This window comes from Bacteroides fragilis (assembly GCF_019583405.1).
GTDB classification, from domain to species: Bacteria; Bacteroidota; Bacteroidia; order Bacteroidales; family Bacteroidaceae; genus Bacteroides; species Bacteroides fragilis_B.
Genome location: NZ_SZUU01000007.1, coordinates 164,476 through 187,439, shown reverse-complemented (window position 1 = coordinate 187,439; position 22,964 = coordinate 164,476). Strand labels below are relative to the sequence as shown.

Annotated in this window: 15 protein-coding genes; 7 read left to right on the top strand and 8 right to left on the bottom strand. The window is 40.9% G+C overall.

Annotation, left to right across the window (positions count from 1 at the left end):
* Positions 1–27 precede the first annotated feature (27 nt).
* Positions 28–1,626 carry a glutamine/gamma-aminobutyrate antiporter GadC gene (gene gadC, locus FDF36_RS15550; RefSeq protein WP_220391950.1) on the bottom strand — a complete coding sequence of 533 codons (1,599 nt, stop codon included), beginning with the start codon at positions 1,624–1,626 and terminating at the stop codon, positions 28–30.
* Positions 1,627–1,842: 216 nt separating this feature from the next.
* Between gadC and FDF36_RS15545 the strand changes: the two genes are divergently transcribed.
* A complete protein-coding gene (locus tag FDF36_RS15545; protein WP_220391949.1) occupies positions 1,843–2,580 on the top strand; it encodes a potassium channel family protein in 738 nt (245 codons plus the stop codon).
* A gap of 91 nt (positions 2,581–2,671) precedes the next feature.
* On the opposite strand, the gene FDF36_RS15540 is transcribed toward FDF36_RS15545, so the two are convergent.
* A complete protein-coding gene (locus tag FDF36_RS15540) occupies positions 2,672–3,673 on the bottom strand; it encodes a malate dehydrogenase (protein ID WP_220391948.1) in 1,002 nt (333 codons plus the stop codon).
* 220 nt (positions 3,674–3,893) lie between these two features.
* Here FDF36_RS15540 and FDF36_RS15535 point away from each other — a divergent pair, with 220 nt between their 5' ends.
* The 4 genes from FDF36_RS15535 (at position 3,894) to FDF36_RS15520 (ending at position 7,114) form a co-directional block, all read left to right on the top strand.
* Positions 3,894–4,733, top strand: a complete 840-nt coding sequence (locus tag FDF36_RS15535; protein ID WP_005810722.1) for a CvfB family protein — start codon at positions 3,894–3,896, stop codon at positions 4,731–4,733.
* 102 nt (positions 4,734–4,835) lie between these two features.
* Positions 4,836–5,513 carry a proline and serine-rich protein 1 family protein gene (locus FDF36_RS15530; RefSeq protein ID WP_220391947.1) on the top strand — a complete coding sequence of 226 codons (678 nt, stop codon included), beginning with the start codon at positions 4,836–4,838 and terminating at the stop codon, positions 5,511–5,513.
* A 14-nt stretch (positions 5,514–5,527) separates the two neighbouring features.
* On the top strand, positions 5,528–6,196 hold the full coding sequence (locus FDF36_RS15525) for a proline and serine-rich protein 1 family protein (protein WP_220391946.1): 669 nt from the start codon (positions 5,528–5,530) through the stop codon (positions 6,194–6,196).
* A gap of 9 nt (positions 6,197–6,205) precedes the next feature.
* Positions 6,206–7,114 carry a hypothetical protein gene (locus FDF36_RS15520; protein ID WP_220391945.1) on the top strand — a complete coding sequence of 303 codons (909 nt, stop codon included), beginning with the start codon at positions 6,206–6,208 and terminating at the stop codon, positions 7,112–7,114.
* Positions 7,115–7,661: 547 nt separating this feature from the next.
* Here FDF36_RS15520 and FDF36_RS15515 read toward each other — a convergent pair.
* Together FDF36_RS15515 and FDF36_RS15510 are read right to left on the bottom strand one after the other, a co-directional pair.
* Positions 7,662–8,015 carry a hypothetical protein gene (locus FDF36_RS15515; protein ID WP_005778857.1) on the bottom strand — a complete coding sequence of 118 codons (354 nt, stop codon included), beginning with the start codon at positions 8,013–8,015 and terminating at the stop codon, positions 7,662–7,664.
* A 551-nt stretch (positions 8,016–8,566) separates the two neighbouring features.
* Positions 8,567–10,489 (bottom strand): biosynthetic peptidoglycan transglycosylase, encoded by a 1,923-nt coding sequence (locus FDF36_RS15510; protein ID WP_220391944.1) that lies wholly within the window; start codon positions 10,487–10,489, stop codon positions 8,567–8,569.
* 163 nt (positions 10,490–10,652) lie between these two features.
* On the opposite strand from FDF36_RS15510, the gene FDF36_RS15505 reads away from it, so the two are divergent.
* The gene (locus tag FDF36_RS15505; RefSeq protein ID WP_259281462.1) at positions 10,653–11,897 is read left to right on the top strand and encodes a MutS family DNA mismatch repair protein; all 1,245 of its coding nucleotides are present in this window, start codon (positions 10,653–10,655) and stop codon (positions 11,895–11,897) included.
* Between the two features lie 83 nt (positions 11,898–11,980).
* Positions 11,981–12,541: a hypothetical protein gene (locus FDF36_RS15500; RefSeq protein ID WP_220391942.1), complete on the top strand. Its 561-nt coding sequence runs from the start codon at positions 11,981–11,983 to the stop codon at positions 12,539–12,541.
* Between the two features lie 286 nt (positions 12,542–12,827).
* Here FDF36_RS15500 and FDF36_RS15495 read toward each other — a convergent pair whose 3' ends face one another.
* The 4 genes from FDF36_RS15495 to FDF36_RS15480 form a co-directional block, all read right to left on the bottom strand.
* Complete coding sequence (locus FDF36_RS15495) at positions 12,828–15,146, bottom strand: glycoside hydrolase family 3 N-terminal domain-containing protein (RefSeq protein WP_220391941.1); 2,319 nt, start codon at positions 15,144–15,146, stop codon at positions 12,828–12,830.
* 42 nt (positions 15,147–15,188) lie between these two features.
* Positions 15,189–17,825 (bottom strand): beta-glucosidase, encoded by a 2,637-nt coding sequence (locus FDF36_RS15490; protein WP_220391940.1) that lies wholly within the window; start codon positions 17,823–17,825, stop codon positions 15,189–15,191.
* A 30-nt stretch (positions 17,826–17,855) separates the two neighbouring features.
* Positions 17,856–21,107 (bottom strand): glycoside hydrolase family 2 TIM barrel-domain containing protein, encoded by a 3,252-nt coding sequence (locus tag FDF36_RS15485; protein WP_220391939.1) that lies wholly within the window; start codon positions 21,105–21,107, stop codon positions 17,856–17,858.
* Positions 21,108–21,262: 155 nt separating this feature from the next.
* Positions 21,263–22,948: a RagB/SusD family nutrient uptake outer membrane protein gene (locus FDF36_RS15480; RefSeq protein WP_220391938.1), complete on the bottom strand. Its 1,686-nt coding sequence runs from the start codon at positions 22,946–22,948 to the stop codon at positions 21,263–21,265.
* Positions 22,949–22,964: the final 16 nt, after the last annotated feature.

Genomic DNA, 22,964 nt, shown 5'->3' with positions numbered 1-22,964 from the left:
CTCTTTCATTCAGGTAGATAGTCTCTTTTAACTTTGTTTCTGTGGCGTGTCCTTATCAGATGAAACAGAGCCGGAACCTGCCGATGGGGCAGAAGTTGTACTGCCGGCAGTGGTAGTGCTGCTTGTTGCCGGACCGGCGGTAGTTGCTGTTGCCGGAGCAACTTGCGGTTTAGCTTGTGTTTCCCAGTGGAACGGTTCGAAAGTACTGTTCGGGTCAGCCCATGATGGCTTTTTGGCTGCATAAATGATAAACGGAGCAATCACAACGATCAAAGCGCCGATAATCAATACAGAGAACCATACAGTGTTGCTACCTGTAGAAATCTGGCTGGGTGGGATAAAGCTGAGGATGAACGCCAGCAATGAACCGAGGAAACCAAGGCCGCCGACAATCCACATCAAGCCGTTACCTTTTTTACCGATACGGAACGGACGGTTAGCTTTCTTCATGTTATAGCGCAGGTAAATGGCACCGGAGAACATAAGTAAGTACATCACCAGATAAAGAATAACTGTCAGCTGTGACAAGATCTGATAGAAGCTCTGTACGGAAGGCATAACCACAAACAGAAGGCTCAATACGGTAACAGCACCACCCTGAACGAACAGGATATTTTTCTGTACACCCAGTTTATTGGTCTTCTGGAAGAACGGAGGCATATAACCGGCCTTACCTACGGCAAAGATACCTTTTGACGGACCGGCAACCCATGTCAATACACCTGCCAACACACCGAATGCAAGGGCAATGGCGATGATCGGTGATAACCAGGATGCATGGATATATCTAAAATAGTTGTCGAAGCCAACAAGTAAACTCTGTGTCAGGCTGATATCTTTGGCCGGGATAATGATACCCAGTGAGAATGTACCCAATACGAAGATGATTACGGTAATAAGTGCACCGATAAATACAGCTTTTGGATAGTTTTTTGAAGGGTTTTGCATATCCTTTACGTGGATACCGCCCATTTCCATACCGGCATAAAAGAGGAAGATACTTGCCGCTAATACCACGTTATCGAAATTCGTAAGGTCGGGGAAGAAACTGCTATGGAAGTCAAGGTTGGAATGCCCTCCGGATGCCAGGTAAACAATACCCAGGATAATCAGCAGGGCAGCGGGGATAATGGTTCCCACCATACCACCTATTTTAGCTACTTTACCTACCCATCCCATACCTTTCAGTGAGATGAAGGTGGCCAGCCAATAGATGATAAGCACAACGGCCAGTGTATAGTATTTGTTGCTGGCCAGTGTCATGTCGTGTGCATCATTCATTCCGATGAAAGCGATAGATACAGCACCGAATGTCAATACAGTCGGATACCAGATCGTACTTTCAATCCATTGTACCCAGATGGCAAGGAATCCCAATTTTTTTCCGTACGCTTCGCCTACCCAACGGAATACACCACCTTGTTTGTCCTGGAACATGGCAGCCAATTCCGCCGCAACGAGTGATGTCGGAATAAGGAATACGATAGCTGCGAAAAGATAATAGAAGGCCGAACTCATTCCATATACGGCCTCGGCAGGAAGTCCGCGTAGGGATACGACTGCCGTTACGTTCATGATCGCCAGGGTGAATACCCCTAGTTTCACTGCTTGTTTAATATTTGCCATAAGTTAAGGTTTTAAGTGAAAAATATTTTTAAGTCAGTGTCTATAACAACGTTTAACGTGAGATGTTTCAGTTTACTAACGTCAAACTTGGTTAATTAACATCGGTGAAGAGTGAAATCACCGGTTCCTCCATTGAATTCGGGTGGGTATCAAACAAATCGTGTAGGACTCTTGTTCCTTCTGCATAATTAAATAACCTATAAAATATCAGCGCTTATGAAAATGGCTCTTTCTGATTTTGCTTTGCGGAAGAAAGGGATTTACGGCATTTTACATGTCATCATCCTGCTGCTTTCCCTATTTCTGGTCATCAGCATCTCGATAGATACGTTTAAGGGTATCCCTTTTTATACCCAATCGGTTTATATGAAAGTTCAGCTATGGATTTGTGTCTTATTTCTGTTCGATTTCATTCTCGAGTTGTTTCTTTCAAAAAATAAGTGGCACTATCTCAGTACGCATTTCATCTTTTTGTTGGTGGCGATACCTTACCAGAATATTATATCCTATATGGGATGGACTTTTTCACCCGAAGTGACTTATATGATTCGTTTTGTTCCTTTGGTTCGAGGTGGCTATGCGATGGCTATTGTGGTGGGGTGGCTTACTTATAATAAGGCTTCCGGACTATTTGTTTCCTATCTGACTATGTTGCTTGCTACTGTTTACTTTTCAAGCCTGGCTTTTTTTGTACTCGAACACAAGGTCAATCCTCTGGTAACCGGTTACGGAGATGCGCTTTGGTGGGCATTTATGGATGTGACTACGGTAGGTTCCAATATTATTGCTGTCACTGTGACGGGACGTGTACTTTCGGTGTTGCTGGCGGCACTGGGTATGATGATGTTCCCGATCTTTACGGTTTATGTCACCAGCCTGATTCAAAAAAAGAACAAAGAGAAAGAGGAATATTATAAACAATTGGAGGCAGCTGACGAAAGTAAGTCAAAATAACTGTTTAGGAATCAGTATACCTAAAAAATACTGCCCGTCTGCACGTAGCAGACAGGCAGTATCCCAACTAATTAAACTTTGTATGATGTCATCAGTTAATATGCCTGTTCAGTTCATGCCATTTATTGATTTCCGGAAGGATGCCCATAGCGATCACTTCATCACGCAGTTTGCATAAGTGAGCGTAGCTTTCTTCCATTTCTTTTTGTTCTTCGGGAGTTCCTTGTACTTCCTTATAGCTTACGCCTTCTTTCGTGATAGAAGTCTCCATTGCCATCAGGATATGATCGAACTTTTTGTCGGATACGTACGTTCCTGCCGGCCAGCGGAAAGGTTGTCCGCCCATGGCTGCTGCAATCATTTCGATAGACAGATAGGCCGGACTTTGGAATGAAGAGCGCCCGCGCAGGTCGATGATATGTTTTCCACCTTGGATGACACGTACTTTCAGGTCTTCCCAATCCTGCATAGGCATGCGTGGAGTATCTATAATTTTAGTAAGCGCTTCACCTTGTACTTTGGTGGTAGAAGCGAATACGGCCATCTGTTCTCCGTGGCCGCCATATGTACGGCAGTTTACAATTTCGGATGCGGGGATATGGAGGTACTTCACCAGTTCGTTTTGCAGGCGGGTACTGTCCAGAGCGGCCAGTGTGGATACCTGCGACGGTTTCAAGCCGGCATAGAGCAATACAATCAGTCCGGTGATATCGGCAGGATTGAACACTACGACCACATGTTTCACATCCGGGCAATACTGGCGGATATCTTTACCAAACTGGGCGGCGATTTCTGCATTACCTTTCAGTAAATCTTCACGGGTCATGCCTGCTTTACGGGCAGCACCACCGGATGACACAATGTATTTGGCTCCCGACAAAGCTTCTTTGATATCTGAAGTGTAGGTCAGGTTTACCCCCTCGAACGCGCAGTGATACAACTCTTCGGCCACACCTTCCAAAGCGGGTGCATAGGGGTCGTACAGGCAGATGTTCGGAGTCAGTTTCATCATTAAGGCAGTCTGTGCCATGTTAGAGCCAATCATTCCGGCAGCTCCTACAATCGTAAGTTTTTCGTTGGTTAAGAATTCCATAATTTATATCTTTTTTAATTCGACAATTGCTTTGTTTTTTTGTTTCCGATGCAAAGATAACTTGTTTATGTGCAGGTTGTTTATCGAAAAAAGTTTTGCGCTATAATGAAAAGTTATCATTTGCCAATGATAACAAGCAGATGCGGCAATATGTTTTTCGGCGGCTAATCATTCTTACGTCTGTTTTTTATTTATCTTTGCAGTAAACAGAATGAAGATTATGAGCATTGAATTAGGAAAATTCAACCAGCTTGAGGTAGTCAAGCAGGTCGATTTCGGTATGTACCTGGATGGCGGAGAAGAGGGAGAAATCCTGTTGCCCACCCGCTATGTACCCGAAGATTGTAAGGTGGGAGACTGGTTGAACGTCTTCCTTTATCTGGATAATGAAGAACGGTTAATAGCCACTACATTGACACCTTTGGTACAAGTAGGGGAGTTTGCCTGTCTGGAAGTATCGTGGGTCAACCAGTTCGGAGCTTTTCTTAACTGGGGGTTGATGAAAGATTTGTTTGTTCCTTTCAGCGAGCAGAAGATGAAGATGCAGGTAGGGAATAAATACGTCATTCATGCCTACATTGACGATGAAAGTTTCCGCATCGTAGCTTCAGCCAAGGTAGACCGCTATTTGTCCAAAGAGAAAGCTCCTTATCAGCCGGGCGAAGAGGTGAACATACTTATCTGGCAGAAGACGGACCTTGGGTTTAAGGCGATCATTGAGAATATGTACAGTGGTTTGCTGTATGACAGTGAGATCTTTCAGACCTTACATACGGGCGATACGCTGAAAGCATATATTAAGCAGGTACGCGAAGACGGCAAGATAGACCTGATTCTCCAGAAACCCGGTTTTGAGAAAGTTGATGATTTCTCAAAAACACTTTACCACTATATTGCAGACCACGGCGGACGGATTGGATTGAATGACAAGAGCCCTGCCGAAGAGATTTACGATGTTTTCGGTGTCAGTAAGAAGACATTCAAGAAAGCCGTTGGCGACTTATATAAGAAACGTCTGATCCTGCTCCACGAAGACGGAATCGAGTTGGTTCGTCCCTAAACTGAATAGGGAAAACCCTACGTATGAATAGACAGAATCATTAGGGTGGGGAGTTTCCTCACCCTATTTTTGTGATATTAAAAACAATAAAAACTAAACGATATGCGAAAAGTAATCATAACCCTTTGTTTCTTGCTGGCTGCATTTATGGCACAAGCCGGAAGAATCAGCGGAATAAATATCCAGAGTGCAGGTGAGGCGATTCTTGTCTTTATGGATGGCGAACAGATATGCACGCCGACAGAGACTTGCTTCATAGCCAACTATTCGGGCAGACACCGCATAGAGGTATATGCCGCGCGCTATATCCCGCGCACCGGACAGAGTGTGAAAGGAGATTTGTTGTTTCAGGAATGGGTGTCAAATCCCGGTATGAACATACGGGATATCCGGGTAGGTAGAGACAATCGTCCCGATTTCCGTCCGGACCGTCCTGATTACCCCGACCGTCCGTCACGTCCCGGATACGGATATGATGTGGTGATGAACCGTGCAGAGTTCGACCGCTTTCTGAGAACAGTGAAAGATAAGCCTTTCGATTCTGACCGCAATAAACTGATCGAGACTACGCTTGTCTCTACCGGCTTTACTTCCGATCAATGCCTCCAGTTGGTTAAGTTGTTCAGTTTCGACAGTGAAAAAATAAAGCTGATGCAGGCCATGTATCCGCGGATTGTTGATAAACCGAATTTTTATCTGGTTATTGAGAGTCTGACCTTTCAGTCCGATAAGAATAAGATGAACGAATTTGTGAGAAAATACCATAGTCAACGTAACTAAAACCAATATTAATTATGAAAAAGATACATGTTTCAGCAATGTTACTCTTGCTCGTTGTCATGAGTAGTTGTGCCAGCCTGTTGGCAGATTTCAGGAACAGCCAACTGATGGGTATTCAGAAAGGAATGACGCAACAAGAGGTGAAAACCATTCTTGGTGAACCGAACTACAGACGCTTTGATGGAGGCATGGAAGAGTGGGAATATCGTGGGTACCTTTCTAAAGCAGGGCCTTCGGTGATTTGCATTAACTTTATAGACAACCGTGTCGTAGGGCTGGATTCGTTCAAGGACGGTGCACCCACTGTTCCTCCCGCTCCGTCTTTCTCTTTAGGTATTGGCGGTACAGTTTCCGCTTCGGAAGTGGGGCCTTCCTATAGCTATAGGGCCATGAGAAATGATGAGTTTGCCCGCTTCCTGAATGATGCAAAGAGTAAAACATTCGACTCGGACAGGACGGACTTTATCGAAAAAGCAGCGAGTTCTACCGGGTTTACTTCAGAGCAATGCCGTAGACTGATAAAACTTTATAGCTTTGATGATGACCGCACTAAGGTGCTGAAGATACTTTACCCGAGTGTGGTGGATAAAGATAACTTCTCCGTAGCGGTAGATGAACTGGACTTCCTGTCGAATCAAAGTAATGTGAGGGACTTTGTGAAGAATTATAATAGAACTAAATAGACTTGAGATATGAAACGAATACTGATATTCTTTCTGGCCATCGGAATCACTGCTGTAAGTAGTGTGAGCATGGCTGCCATGAGCAATAGCCGCATTCGTAAGGAGACTCGTTTCCTTACAGACAAGATGGCCTATGAATTGAACCTGAGTACGGGACAATATAATGATGTATACGAAATCAATTATGATTTTGTTTACTCCATCCGTTACCTGATGGACGATGTGATGCGGGGAGAAGAGTGGGCGCTCGATAAATACTATCGCACGTTGGATATTCGTAACGATGACTTACGATGGGTGCTGACGGCTTCACAATATAGCCGTTTTATAGGGGTGGATTATTTCTATCGACCGATTTATGCCGGGGGCGGAGGCTGGAACTTCCGGGTCTATATCCGGTATACAAACCATAACCACTTCTATTTCGGAAAGCCTTACCACTATAGCAGTTATTGCGGCGGACACTATCGTACGCACTATCATAACAGCTATTATCGCGGACGTTACCGGCATGATTTCTATTCCGGTTCCCACAGCATAAGAGATCACCGGAATTATAACACGCACCGTCGTTCCGATTTCGGTACGGTAACTATACGTCCTAATTCGGCACGGAGAGATGATGTGCGGAGGAATGATGTGCGGAGGAATGATGTGCGGAGGGAAAGTTCTGCCTCACGAGATAAAAACAGGGTGACTCCGAGGAGTTCAGCAACTCCCAATAGGGTGACTCCTGAACGTACGGATAGCAGACGCAGTAGTAGCCGGAGCCAGGAGAGGGTGAAGAGTAATAATGGCACCCGAAGTTCAGTCTCTGAGCGTTCTTCTTCAAGCAGACGCAGCAGTGGAAATTCTTCTTCAGGCAGTAGCCGTAGTTCTTCTTCCCGCTCGTCGGAAAGAGGGAGCCGGGATAAATAACGTCAGTTCGACGAATTTTATTTGTCTGCATTTCGATCTTCCACCTTCCATCTTTTTGAGTTTATCACTCTAATAATCAAAGAAATATCCGGGTGGAAGATCGCATTTTTCAGCCCTTTATCTTCCACCCGTATCTTCCATCTTCCACCTACTGTTTTAAGGCGAAAATAAGGCGTAAAATGCTGGTCATCAGCCGAAAGATACGCGTTGCTTAAGCAAATACACCTCTTAAAGCATTTCGTTTTCCCTTGTTGTTTAACCGGAAATGGTGCAATCTGCATCCGGTTCCGGGCAGGCGTGCCCATGAGCCCGGGTATACGGGACGAGATAAAGATACCGACATGAATGATTAAATATTGATAATTAGATTATTAAACATGAAATGGAATAGGGAAACGATTCATGTGAACTGGTTAAATGAAAGAAAAAGAACCGCTGTCCTCCGGGGGGTAGAGTGGCAGCGGTTCGACGAGTTAACTGGTTTGGTGAGTCGGATTTAGATTTAAAGTCAATTATAAAAGAGAATTTATTATGAAAGATCAAAGTACTATAGCCCGTCTATAATGACAGGCGTTTTGTGATAATGATTCTTTTTGCATATTTGATTGATCCGGGATATATATTTGGAAGTGGCATACGCCTGGCTTGGTGTACGTTTCAGGCACGAATATTTCACTTTATGAATTTCTAAAAGAAGTTCGGCTACAAAGACAATCATGTCTGCACGTTCGATATGGGAAGGTGAACAGAAACACTCTGCATATTCGTAATCCCGGGTAGAGAGTGTATAATGCAGAATCTTTTTACCTCGCTGAAAAATAAAATCCAACCGATACCAACCGTTTGCGTTGGTTCTGCGCCGGTGGAAAGACAAGATTTTGATAGTAGATTGTTTGCCCATAGCTCAAACGTATATCGGGCAGGGAAGAATGAACGGCCCTGCTGACCCGCTGAACTACATCATTCCATTGCAGAGCAAGAAAAGCATATATGCTGACCCATTACGGTATCAGACACGGGGGCAGAGCCGTCTTTTATCCAGAAGCTGCGGACATAAATAAATTATGCCCGTAGCTAAAGTTAGACAAAGAATGCTTTCTATGTCTTGCTCTCCAAGCGAGAGAATGTTGTAGTTCACCACAAAGATGGTGATAATTTTTGAATTACCATAGCAAACGGCTAAAAAATGTACAATGAAACACTTTTTGCGGTGGAATTGTTTGCTGAATACCCTTCGTATAGGGGGACTTAACAAAGAAATAACGGTTCTGTGTCGGTAAATGCTCTCTTTGCAGATAAATCAGTTAGGATGGGGATGTGTCAAAAGCCTTTTCACCAAATAGATTATCACAGATTAACAACTTTACTAATCAATGACTTAAAATTCACTCTGTGTTACTCTGTGTCCTCTGTGGTGAGTTTCCCCCTATTCTGCTTTGGGTATCTGATAAATTACTGTATGCTGTCTCTCCTCAAGTCTTTCCTTGCTTCGCCGGTCACATTTATCTCCGGACGGATGCTGTCGGCCGCCGCTTCGCTGATAACTCCCTTTTTTGCCAGTCGTTCGGCTATCAATCGATAATAGCCTTCCAGGTTTTCTTTCAGTTTCATGTCACCGGTGAACGAATTTCGGAAATGCTTGGGCTTCGGAATGATGGATGCCAGGAAGATGGACTCCTCGGCTGTCAGTTGAGACGGGCGTTTTTTAAAGTAGTAGGCAGCAGCCTCCTGTGCTCCGTAGACAAGCGGCCCCCATTCCACTATGTTCAGATATACTTCGTACATCCTGTCTTTGGAAGTGAGACGTTCCGTTTCTATCAACCAGACGATCAGGGCTTCTTCCAGTTTCCGGGCGATGTTTTTGTTCCGGTTCAGGAATACGTTTTTTACCAGCTGCATGGTGATGGTACTTCCCCCACGGGCAAAACGTTTCACTTTCAGGTCTTGTATCAATGCTTCACGCATGGCATCGGGAAGAAAGCCCCGGTGATAGTAGAAAGCTCCGTCTTCACTTTGCATCACAGACATTTGCAATAGTGGAGAGATGCTGTCCAGTGGCGTGAAATGTTCCCAAGAGGGGCCTATGGGGAAAGTGCGTACCGGCTGTCCGTTTTCGTAAGCCGTATAGATAAACTCTTCCGACATTTTACCAAGGTCTATGGCTCCGTATTTCACGATGCGGAAGTTTCTCTCTTTTAGTTCCGATTCCAGCTTCAGGCTGTCCGGTAGGGCAAAGTCCACATCCAGCAAGAAATGATAGGACAGTTCGCCGTCCGTCTTTATCCCTTCCAGATTGCTGAATAGTCCTTTGGGGAGCGAGCCGAAGAGTTCGTTTGCCGGAAACCAGGACTTGTTTAAAGCTGCTGTGAAGTGCCATTGGTGTTCTCTCTTCTCAGCTTTCAGATAAGGATGAAGCTGCATCTGGTTGAATTGCACCAAGGTTGTGCTGTCCAGTTCGGCGAACTCTTTACCCACAAGCACCCGGTAGGATATTTGTCCGCGGTCCAGATTGACTGTTTGAGGGGAAAGAGCTTTGTGATACACTTCAAGTCCGTTGACTGCTGCTTGTCCTGTCAATATAATCTGACCGCTGTTTCCTTCCGATTCAGTCAGGCTATAGGTAAGGGTATCCAAGCGAATGTCCGCACCGAAACGGCGTTTGAGATAGGGGAGGGCGATTTTCTCTTTATGCTGTGCATAAAGTTCGGCTTTTAGCGTGTGGTGGCTTCGGTTTACCTCTCCACAGGTGGTCCAATGTTGGCTTACCGAATCTTCCTGTACTTCGATATCGGAGTTGAAATGGTTTTGCCGTATGCTTAATTGCGGGATGCGGATGGCTACGAAGTTACGGTCTTTCCGTTCGCTGACGTCGACTTGACGCAGTGTTCCGTTTTCGGGTAAGAAACCATAGAGCAGGTTCAGTATCCTGTTCACTCTGTGGGCATAGTCGGCTTGTGCCGAACCGGCCGGTACCTCCTGTTCCTTTTTCAGGAAGAGGAAGTCATAATTTGCTGTGCTGTCTGCTTTGATAAATGAAACTTTCAGCCGGTCGGCGGTTACGTTGCGTACTTCGATCTTTCCGCGTAGCAGTTTCCAGAAGCTGAGGCGCATGTTCAGGGCATGCAGGGTGAGGAGGGTGTCCCGCTTGTCAGGGACTACGGAAAGATTGCTCAGCTCGATTTCGTTCAGCCCTTTCATTCGCAAGGCATCGTAGCGGATGGATAATCCGTATTTTTGTTCGGTGCGCAGTATCCGCTTGCCAACCATTCGGCAGAGAATTCCGTTGCGTCCCCAATATAAACCTGTCAGAACAAGGATCAGGACACTTCCTGTAATGATGAGAGCGATGCTCCCTTTCGTACGATATTTTCCCATTATGATATGTAAACTACGGATTTATCGGCTGCAAAGTTATACAATTCCGGGAGGATGGATGATGCTCTTTCCGGAAAAATATTCTATCTTTGAGAAATTGATCATATGAGATACCGTGAAACAACTACGAACAGATAGACAGACTCTCAATGACTTAGGAGTGATGGAGAGTACGTATGGCGAGAAAACTCTTTTCTCGCTCTTTGACATGACGGAAAGTGACGGAGGAAAGAGGTGCCTGGAAGATTGGGTAACTCATCCCATATCCGATTGGCAGATGCTGCATGAAAGGCAGGAAGCCATCCGGTGTCCGGATTTCCCCGAAATACGTATTTGCAGGGAAGAGTTGGATTTTATAGAATTTTATCTTAGTCAGGGAGACCGTCCGACAAGGGTTACTTATCTGGAATCTGTTTTATCACGTGCTTTCAGGGTGTTCAGAAGTACTCCCGAACGCTATATCATTCAGAGAGGAACAAAGTTGCTTGAAAACGTCTTGCTGGAACTGAAGATTTTTGCGGATCATGTGACCGCACTTTCTCCCCGGTTAATCCGTAGTATGGTAGCTACTGTCCTGGAGACTTATCAGGCTACGGAGTTGGGCAAAATGGTAGAATCCTGCGGACAGGAGGACGGTTTTTACCGGACCGACCGACTGGATTATATTTTCCGCTATCGGCGCAACCATACCATTGCTGATCTTCTTTCGATTGTATATCAATTGGATGCCATCCGTACCATGCACCGCACGGCTGTTACGAAAGGGTGGTGTTTCCCTACGTTTACGACCGATGGCAAATTTGTGCTTCGTGACTTTTACCATCCTCAGGTGAAAGATGCGGTGAAAAACGACTGGAATATGGCGAATGGGAATATCTGTATCTTTACAGGATCAAATATGGCCGGTAAATCCACGACCTTGAAAGCGATAGCGTCCGCCGTATGGCTGGCTCATGCCGGATTTCCGGTGCCCGCTTCTTCTATGGTCTGTCCGGTATTTGATGGTATTTTTACTTCTATCAATCTTCCGGATTCGTTAAGGGATGGGCGCAGTCATTTTTATGCGGAAGTACTGCGGGTGAAAGAGGTGTTGCAACAGATTAATGAAGGTAACCATTGTTTTGTGCTGTTCGACGAATTGTTCAGGGGGACCAATGCACGGGATGCTTTTGAAGCATCGGTAGCCGTGACCGAAGTGCTCAGGGAGAAGGTTCACAGCCGTTTCCTGATATCCACACATATCATAGAACTGGCCCGGAGGCTGGATGGAGACGATTCTTGTTGCTTTTATTATCTGGAGTCTGCCATAACAGATGACGAACTGGTATGTAACCATAAAGTGAAGCCGGGTATTTCGGAGTCCAGGGTCGGATACTGGATTGTGAAGAGAGAACTTGCCGGTTCCTGAAGATAATGTAAGTAGTTACTGTAGGAGAAATTGTGAATAATACATATATTTGTAGACTCTATTAATCTAAAACAACGACGAGTATGAAAATTAAATTATTATTATTGATTAGTGTTCTGTTCTGTACAAGTAGTTATGCACAAGAGACGGTTACTGAACCTGATTTTATAGGTGAGGTGTTAGTCTTGAATTCGGACAACAGTACGACTCCGTTGGAAAAGGCTACCGTTAAGATCAAAACAAAAGCCAATGCCTCGGTATATTTGGTGGGCATGGGCAAAGTGAAGACAAAAATAAATGTAGATGGTCCCAGCGCTCAGGTACGATTGCATCGGGGAGATGATTTTAAGTTGATTGTGAGGGCTGTGGACAACAATACCGATCCGATGTCTATTATCAATATCTTTCAGTTTGAAACAGGTAAGAAAGTACGTAAGGCCGAACTATCTTCTTTGAGTACCTTTGGAGGGGCTTCTAACAATAATCTGGAATTACTTCCGTATACCGCTAAAAAGTATGGAGAAAGTTCTTATCTGATTACATTGAAAGAAAAACCGATAGGGGAATATGGGATAACGGTTCGTAATCCTAATTCTTTGGATGAAAAGAATATCATTGTAGCTTCATTTGCAATCGATGAATAATAAGCGTTTATAGCCGGATTACTATTACTTGAAATAACGCCCCTTCTTTCAGACAGAGAGAAGGGGCGTTGTCGGTTACTACTGTTCCGGTTTAATGACAGAGCTACTGTAATTACTGGATAAATCAATAGGCAAGCCTTGATTCATCTGGATAATTCTATACTTATATAAACAGACCCAACAATATATTAGATTTATATGCTTGGATAAGTATAAATATATGTATGGTGAATGGGTGATTTGGGATATTATCTCCAATAGATAACTGAATTATTTTCTTTGGGAGTTATTCTTTAATTGTTATTTTCTTTTCTAGTCGAATGTCAGATACTGAACGCCCTATGGAAAATAAAAAATCGCCAGGTTCAACAACAAATTTCATATATTCATTCCATAAACCCAAACTTGTCATAGGAATGTTGAAATTGATTGTTTGCTCTTCATCGGGAGCAAGTTCAATCTTTGTGAACTCTTTCAGTAATTTGAGAGGAGTGACTACACTTGATATGCAGTCTCTAACAAACAACATAGGAACTTCTTTTCCTTTCATTTGCCCTGTATTTTTTACCTTAAAAGAAACATGTATATTTTCTCTGTTCATTGAATGAATCGAATCAATTTTCAAATCACTGTATTCAAATGTGGTATAACTAAGTCCGTGCCCGAAACAATAAGCAGGTAAATTGTCAGAGCGACTGCTTCCTAAACTATAACCAGTCCAATATCTTGATGCAGTTTGATAATAATACATTGGTAATTGCCCTGCATGTTTGGGTACTGTAATAGGTAGTTTCCCAGATGGGTTTATTTTGCCAAATAAGATTTCGGCTAAAGCTTGACCACCATACATTCCCGGTTCCCATACATCTACTATGGCTGAGATGTTTTCTGAAAGCCATTCGTTATTTAAAGGTTTTCCGTTAACAATTACAGCAATTATAGGTTTCCCTGTTTTTTGCAATGCTTTGACTAGTTCAATTTGACGACCATAAAAATCAATCGATGGGCGATCTGCCGATTCACCATAAGTTCTTAGGCCCCAGTCTGATCGAATGCCATACCCTCCCATAACTACAACAACTAAATCACAATTTTCAGCTTTCTTTACTGCATCGGAAATGCTGTAGTCAGAGATTCCTCCTCCTTCTGAAAGTATTTTTTTTTGTAAGGCGGGATCTGTCGTATTGGTCTTTTCATGTGATAATTCAGATCTTATTCTGCCGCTATTGCTATAAATTATTTCAGAATTAGATGCGATCATTTGCATACCTTCTAGTGCAGTAACAACATTACTGTCTGGCTGAAAGAAACTCCAATCGCCTAGCATAGCCTGATTGTTAGCATTAGGCCCTGTGACCAAAATACGCTTGTATTTAGCTTCGTTAATAGGTAACAGGTTTTTACTGTTTTTTAAAAGTATGATACACTCACGTGCTGCGTTCAAAGCTATTTCTCTATTTATTTTGGTTGCGTAAACATCTTTAGTGGGATCTACATAACGATTTTCAAATAAACCTAACTCGAATTTTACTTTGAGAATACGTCTTACTGCGTCATCTATACGGCTAATAGGTATTTTTCCTTCTTTTATCAGTTGTTTCATAGGAACTAGAAACTCTGTACTGTCAGACGAATACATGTGCATATCCATACCTGCATTGACACTTTGTTCTATAGCTTCTGTTTGATTGTGTGCAGTATAATGTAAACTTGTCAGATTGTCCATGTCTTTCATGTCACTGATAAAGAAACCTTTGAAGTCGAATTCGTTTTTTATTACATCGGTCAGTAGCCATTTAGATGAATGACAAGGTATTCCTCCAATATCATTGTGACCAGGCATAATAGTCATACATCCAGCTTCAATAGCCGCTTTAAATGGGGGGAGTATGTAAGATCGTAATGAACGTTCGGAGATATCGGCAGAAGCATGGTTAATACCTCCTACAGATGTTCCACCGGCAGCTAAATGTTTTACTGAAACTGCTACTCTTTTTTGTGGATTTGCATTTTCTTGTAAACCAATAACTGATTGTCTGACGAGTTCACTTGCCAAGTATGGGTCTTCTCCATAAGTTTCACCTGTTCTTCCCCATCTTGCGTCATATACAATATCCACGCAAGGAGCAAAAGTCCAATGTGTTCCGGCGGAACGAATTTCTTCAGCGGCTTTTTGAGCTGAAAGTTTAACGAGAGTACGATTAAACGTTGCAGCCATACTGATAGAAGTGGGATAAATTGTTCTTCCTGCTAATGTACCATAGCCATGAGCGGCATCCATTCCTATTAAATATGGAATTTTTAGACGAGTTTTTTCGGAAAAAGATTGAAGTTTGTTCGTTTCTTCTGGCTCTTGACCTGCAATCCACGCTCCGAAGTCATGATAAGTGTTATTTAAAATACTATCTTCGTCCCATTCCGAGACCATATCCATCTGAGCGATTTTTTCATTAATAGTCATTTGTGCTAACAAAGCTTCTACGCGTTCGTTGACAGGACGTGAGGGATCTAAATATACTGACGTATCTATCTCTTCATAAGAAGTGCACGAAAATAGATAAAAACTGGATATAAATAACGCTGATAATAATTTGTATGCATTCATGATTTATTTTTTTAAGTGTCAAATAATATTTGATGTCGATTTTTACAATTTAATTTTTTGTTCTAATCTAATATCTTGTGAAGAAGCTCCAATTTTAATCAAGAAATCTCCTTTTTCAAAAACCCATTTCTTGCTCTTTTCATTGTAATATTGGAAAGCTTCTTTAGTAAGCCTAATGGTAACAGATTTTGTTTCACCGGATTTTAGCCATATTTTTTCAAATCCTTTCAATTCTTTTAGTGGTCTCTCCTCTTTTGACACCATGTCGGTTACATATACTTGTGCTATTTCCGCGCCATTTACATCGCCTATATTGGAAATTTCAAATTTAATTTCAACTATAGCATTCGTTTCATCTATAACTTTTATTGAAAGGTTGTCATACTTAAAAGAACTATAGGATAAGCCGAAACCAAACGGAAATAGAGGTGATATACCTTTTTTTTCATAGCCTCTGTATCCTGTAAATATACCTTCGTTATAGTAAACTTTTTTCTCTTTCCTTGTCTCATCGTAATTCCCTGCAGCAGGAGAGTCTTCCCATTTTTTTTCTAAAGTGAAAGGTAACTTGGCTGAAGGGTTTATTTGTCCAGATAAAATGCGTGCCAATGCATTTCCTCCTTCTTGTCCCGGATAGAAAGCATGCAGTACTGCAGATACATGATCAATCCATTTTGTCATATTTATACCGCCCCCTGCATGTACTACAACTATAGTATTGGGGTTTACTTTACTAATTTCATTGATAAGTAAATCTTGTCCATAAGGTAAGTCAAATGGACGATCTCTTCCTTCTAATTCGATACTTCCATCAAGACCGACACAAACCACTGCTACATCGGATTTGGAAGCAAGACGTTTAGCTTCTGAGAAGTCGATATCGCTGTCATAGCAATATCCCATTCTTATTTCTGCGGGCAAAGATCTCTGGTTCCAAAATCTTAATTTTATATGTTTAGATTCTCCTTTCTTAGAATAAATGGCATTTGAACTCACATGGAAAGACTGAGAGGGTGATGCATCTACTATTAATTTGCCGTCAATAAATAACTGATATCCTCCTTGTGCGTCGACAAAAAAACGAATACTATCACTTTTATGTATGTCGACATAGCCTTCCCATTCTATTTTATAATCAGAGCCAAAAGTTCTGTTATTGTCAGGATATCCCCACCATTCGAAATCCACTTGACGATCTATTCTGTTAACAATACAATTACCTGCGTTTTTTTGTGAAGAGATTATTTGAGTAGATTCTTCTTTTCTTCCAGCGGCTTTTGCTTGTTCTTTGAGTAGATTGGCAGAAATTGTTTGTATTGTATCCGACTTTAGCGCATAATATTTAGCGGTAAGTCCTCTTTTACCCTGTTGAGTCCTGAATTCACTATTCCTAAATAGATGTCTTTTGAACTGACTGGAGATACCTTCAGTGTAATAAATTTCAGCATTTTTAAATTCATTATCTATTCCTTTGAGGTCATTAACTATATACCAAGGGTGAACACGGGAACTACCGCCACCACCATACACATTTCCATTGACCGAAAAAACTCTATCATTAATGACGGCAGGATTGGCTGTCGGGCCGATAACTGCAATTTTTCGAGGGGATTTCAAAGGTAAGCAATCCTTATTTTTTAAGAGGATGATACCTTCTTCAGCTACCTTTAGTGCCATTTTATTCGCTTTCTGATTGTAAGTAGGATTATCCTCAATTAGTTGTGGTCTATCGAAAAAGCCCATTTCAATGCAGGTACCATAGATACGTCTTACTTTATCATTGATTACTTCTTCAGAGACTATTCCTTTTTTTATCAAAGGCAATAATTGCTCTCTGTTGAACCAGTTCTTACTCCCCATCTCAAGATCCAAACCATGGTTGGCGGCTTTATCAGCTGAGTATGTGCAAGCCCAGTCGGACATTAGTATTCCTTTGAAATGCCAATCTTTCTTTAATATATCGATTAGAAATTTGTTTTCGGTACAATATATGCCATTTACCGGATTATAGCCGGTCATTACTGCTTTTACATCCGCCTTTTCTACAGCGGCTTTGAATGGGGCGAGATAAATTTCATGTAAAGCTCTGTCTGAAACTTCTGTACTTACAGTGTATCTGTCATATTCTTGATCGTTTCCTACAAAGTGTTTAATTGTGGCAATTACACCACCTTCTTGTACTGATTTTATGAATGGAACGACCATCTCGGAAGTAAGATAGGGATCTTCTCCATAATATTCAAAATTTCGGGCACCTTTAGATGCTCTATAAATGTTGACTCCTGGAGCCAACATAAAGTGAATTCCTCTTGCCCTCCATTCTTCTGAGTAAATTTTTCCAACTTCGGAAGCCAAATTCTTATTCCACGAGGAAGCCACGGAGATAGAAGATGGGAATGCAGTAGCTCTCCCCCAAAGCCCCCAGGAGGAAAGTCCAAGAGGACCGTCTGCCATTTTAAATGCTGGTATTCCCAAGCGTTTACAGGGGTGGAGGTAAAAGTCGTTGTAACCTGCTAGCAAGTCAATTTTTTCTTCTAAGGTCATTCTATTTATTAAATCTTCTGTTCGCTCTTCGGTAGACAAAGATTTATCCTTAAAAGGAAAACTTGTTTTTGGGAGCTGCCCGTAAGACATTAAACATGTCATAACTGATAAAGTGTATAAAAAAATCTTTTTCATATATGTGTCTTTAATGTATGAACTTATCTTTTATAGTGCTGTTAGAGCAATTTTATTTAACATGATATTGGGCCCATTCAGACAATTTATGGCAACTTTTATTTTGCCATCCAAGCAGTTCTCGCGTGTAATAGGAATGGAAATCCAAGTTTCTTTGTGATGTTCTTTCAATTGTACTTCCGGTGCATCTTCGCAAGAAATGACACCTGTGCGATTTAGTTTATTAGAGTCTAAAAAACAGAGCTTTAATGTCATCAACTTGGGATGCTCAATTTTGATTTCTAAAATTATTTTATTTCCAACCCAATAACTTCCCATATCGTCCTGCCATACTCCTTGGCAATCTATGTGATAATCTAGATCTTCTTCATTAGTGATAACATTGTCTTTCTTTTTTGTCCATTTGCTCAGTTGAGAATAGCCGGAGGTATTGTCAGGAGTAATAAATAGAAGAGCTTTGAGTTCTTTTATTTCTTTTTCATGATTGTTGAGAGTGTTTTTTAGATTCTTATTTAACCAATCATATTCAACAAATTGAGTGGGTTTAAAATTTTCTGAGTTCATATAGGATAGAATCGTTTCTCTTAATTGACGCGCTGCAATACGTTTATCTAAAGCGTTTGTCAGATTGTATCCGCAAACTACAAGTTTACCACCTTCTCGTGTTTTAAGTTCAAAAATGGTACCAAGTTTATTTCCATGGTGAAAATCGTTTACGGGCTGGACGATAGGATAATAGTCTTTGGGAAAATCATTCAAAATAAAACCACGACTATCTTCACATATATCTTTCCATTGCCAATTCATGACATCTTCTGTGGGAAAAAGTGACAGCAGTGGGTGTTTGTTCCTAATATAAGCACCACTGACATCCGTGTTTTGTCCGGTAAACCAAGTTGCAGACCAAAAAACTGGATTGAATGCAGAATAAATTTGGTTTTGTTTGTTACCTAAATTATTGGCCAAAAGCAACACTTTCTTTCCCTCTTTCAGTTTGGCAATAGCTGTTTTCAAAGAAGTTGTTTCAATCACATTGTTAAGTCGTACTTCATTAGTCCTTTTGGGAAATACCCATATTGACCATTTATTGTTATAGGAAGTGTTTTCTATTTCAAGCTCAATGTCTAACTTACATCCATATGTACCAGAATGGAGTGTGTGATTGAAAAAACCTACTTTTGTCAATTCACCTTGTTCTATACAATTTGAATATAGATATCCTGAATCGATTACTTTATCCTCTTTTTTAATATTATAGAATATTTTTTTAGAATGTAAAGATTCTTTTCCGAAATTGCTGATTTCTACCCCTCCCGTAAATATTTCTCCATCTTCCCATACATGTTTCTTATAACGCAGTAAAGGAACGGTATGAGAACCAAACATGGAAAACTCCTCAGGAGTTATGAAATTCTTGTTTTCGTAAAAAGCGTTAACCCAACCAACTAAGGCTTCTCCCTGGCCGGGATAATCAACCATACTGAGTAAACTGTATCCCGCACTCTCTGGCGTTCTTAATGTTGCTTCTATTTCTGCTTTATACAAATTCTTGTTTATTTGACCGGAAGCTTTTTGGAGTTTTTCATCAAGAGTGTCAATCCCATTTCTTTGAGCTATTGATTTGTAATATTTCAGATTTAAAGGAGCTAATATTCCTGTATATTTTTTTATTTCATTCCATAAAGGATGGACTATGTATTGTCCGGTTTCGTGTGTAAATTCTGGAAGGTTCTTCCTTCTGAACTTCTCATCATAATTATGCGCAGATCGGTTGTTGTAACTGTCCGAATAGTTCCAGTCTGTACCTTTGTTATTTAATGCTTGATTTTTACCACCATATTCTACGTAATCATCATATACAGTTATATTATGAGCTATTCCGGCTGCATACCAATGACGTGTATCAATATTCTTCATTTCTTTTATGCGCTCACCCATCCAATCGAAATTTCCTCCTAACTCATTGCCAAATGACACTAGCATCATGGAAGGGTGATTCCCGTATGTTTTGAGGGCTTCAAGTACCTCACTAAAAACAAATTGATTTAGTCGTTTGTCGGCCTCTCCAATAAGATCTTTCCATCCCATCCATTCGTCTTTCCAGAAGAATTCTATTTGTAAGTATAAACCTACCTCATCCGCGGCAATAAAAGCGGCTTTGGGAGGGCAGCATGAATGAAAACGAACTGCATTGAATCCATGCTTCTTATATAGTAACCAAATATTTTTCCAGTAGTCAACACTCATGTTGGGATATCCCGTATTGCTAAAGAACATTCCTTCATGGCTATTTCTGTAAATAATTTTTTTATTATTGATTGTGAAATGCTTATCCTTTATCCCTAAATCTCTAAATCCGAAAGTGGAAGTTTTCCTGTCTGTAATTTTGCCTGAGTTTAGCAACACGTCAATTTTATACAGATTTGGAGTAAATTCATCCCATGGCTTAGGGAGTGGGAGTGGAATAGTAAATGAGTAATTGTTTATTGTATCGAATAGTTCTATTATCTGTTTGTTCGTGTATACTTTTTGTCCTGTTTGTTTGTCTGTGACAGTAAAGGTTAACTTAAAATTGCCCTTTTCTTTTTGTGAATTTAGAATATTTAATGAAACTCTTATTTCTTTCTTGCAATAGGAAGGATAAACATTCAGTTGATCAATATGTATGGCGGGTGTTTTTTGAAGTCCTATTTCTCCAACAACCCCATTCCATTGAGTTTGCATATGTGGGCAATAGGAATGTCCTAACGTGCCAATAGGATAAATTTCACTATTGTCTATCATTATGGTAACAGTGTGTTTCCCTTTGTCTAACTGTCCAAGAAAATGTTTGTGTGGTGATGATAAATAATCTACTATATTCTTAACAGGATTACCATCAATCCATACTTTGCTCCTCCACATTACACGTTCTAAAAATAGAGTAAACATCCCTGTTTGGTTGGCTTTTATAGTAAATTCTTTTTGATACCATACTTTGCCGATATATTTATGTTTTCTGGTCATCATCCCAAAATCGGCATTTTGAGGATAATCAGGAAAACGATTGCAGCCTAAAATTGATTTGAAAATGGGATAAGAATTGCCGATACCAGCCTCGTCAGTGGATCCAGGTAAAACAATAGGAGTGGAGAAAACGTCTCTTTCCCAATGCTCTTTTTCACCTATTGATAATGAGTCGAGACGACATTTCCATTCACCTGATAAAGAAATATCAACTTCTGCTTTAATGGATAAGAAGTTGAAAAATAGAATAAAGAAGAGTAAGATTCTACTGCTCATATATTATTTATTTTATTAATATAGGTTGGACTTGGGCTTTATTGCTAAAGATATGTGTCTTAATAGTCTTAATGTTGGAAACTTAAAAAAAGAGTTCCTTTCCTTCCTATACAGGGAAAGGAACTCTAATTATTAATGTCGATTTTTAATGTGAATTACCAACCAGGATTTTGGGTTAAATTAGAATTTAAGTCTCTATCGTTTTGTGGAATGGGAAATAGATAACCTTTCGATTTGTCAAAAGAACGCTTTTCTATATATCGTCTAGGAACTCCGTCTATTTTAACTGTTGTATCAGTTTTCCCTGCACCGTCCAATCTCATGTAGGCTCCGTATAGTTCTCCTACCAACCCGACACCAGTTTCAACTGTATTTTTTTCTGCATCTTTCCATCGAATTAAGTCGATATAGCGAGTGCCTTCATTAGCAAGTTCAATACGTCTTTCATTTTTAATTAATCTGAATAACATATCTTCTGTGTTGTAGTTTTCTCGATGCACTTTTCCACCTTTACAACGGTTGCGTAATTGATCGATGAGGTTACATATTTCATCTTTTGCGCTAAGTCCTTGGGTCTTAAATAGAGCTTCAGCTTTCATTAACATTGCATCAGCGTATCTAAAAAGAATAATATCGTTGGTACAGTCCCAGATTTCTAACATTCCATATGCTGAATAATCCACATATTTTTTCCAAACATAGCCTGTACGAGACGGTTCTGGAGCCCCGTATTGTTGTACACTTATGGTACTTTCATCTTCTGGGTCATATAATACTTCTTTTATTGTATTTGTAGCTCCATCCAGAACTTTTAGTTGACTAGTGGGATATGTTATTGATTGATATAATCGCGGATCTCTATTGGCGTAGGGGTTTTTAGGATCATAAGTTGAGCCCATTTCATGAATCAATCTACCATCTGCCATTGGATAGGAATCAACCAATGAGCCTGTTGGGAAGATTCCGCAATAGGGGTCGCCACCAGTCATTCCTTTCAGTAACATTGCTCCATTGCCTGAATGCCCTATTGATATATCACCTTGTCTAGGTTCACATATCTTAGTCAATATCACTTCTGAATTTCTTTCTGCTTTGCCTGAGAAAAGGTCCTCGTAAGGAGTGTCCCCCACATTATGTAATTGATACTTACCTTCTAATTTCTCAAGTGATTTCAAACAGGCTTTATAATCTTCATTGTAAAGTTGAATACGTGCCATAAGGAAGTGGCAAGCATCTGCTGTAATTCGTCCATATTCTGGAGCAGTATTTACTAACAGGGTTGCGGCTTCTTCTAACTTTTGTAGAGTAAATTCTACTACAACTTGTTTAGGGTCTCTTGATACTTCCTTACTGGTCGGAATGTCCAGTGTCTTTTTTATCAACGGAACATCTCCAAAATAGGTTGTCAAAAGATAATATTGATAGGCTAACATAAAATAGGCTTCTCCTGTGATTCTTTTTTTAACGGCATCAGAACTGAAGGTGACTTTCTCCATGCCTTCAAGCAAGAACCAACATTTTCTGATTGTGGAGTATGCTCCATTCCAAACACTACTTGCCGTTTCACCATATACAGTTTGTGAACCATTGGCTACTTGTTGCTGTCCACCCCACCAGTCATAAGCTAAATATGCATTGTCCGACATACATTCATCCCAAAATATACCACTCGGTAATGTCGCGCTGTATAAGTCTATAATCAATTTTTCTGCATCTTTCTCTGACTTCCAGAATTTATCATTTGAGATCTGATCCTGAGGAGCGGCATCCAATAAGTCGTTACAGGAGTTTAAAGAATACATTCCTGTTAAACAAAGTATATAAAAGATATATTTTCTCATATTATATAAAATATTT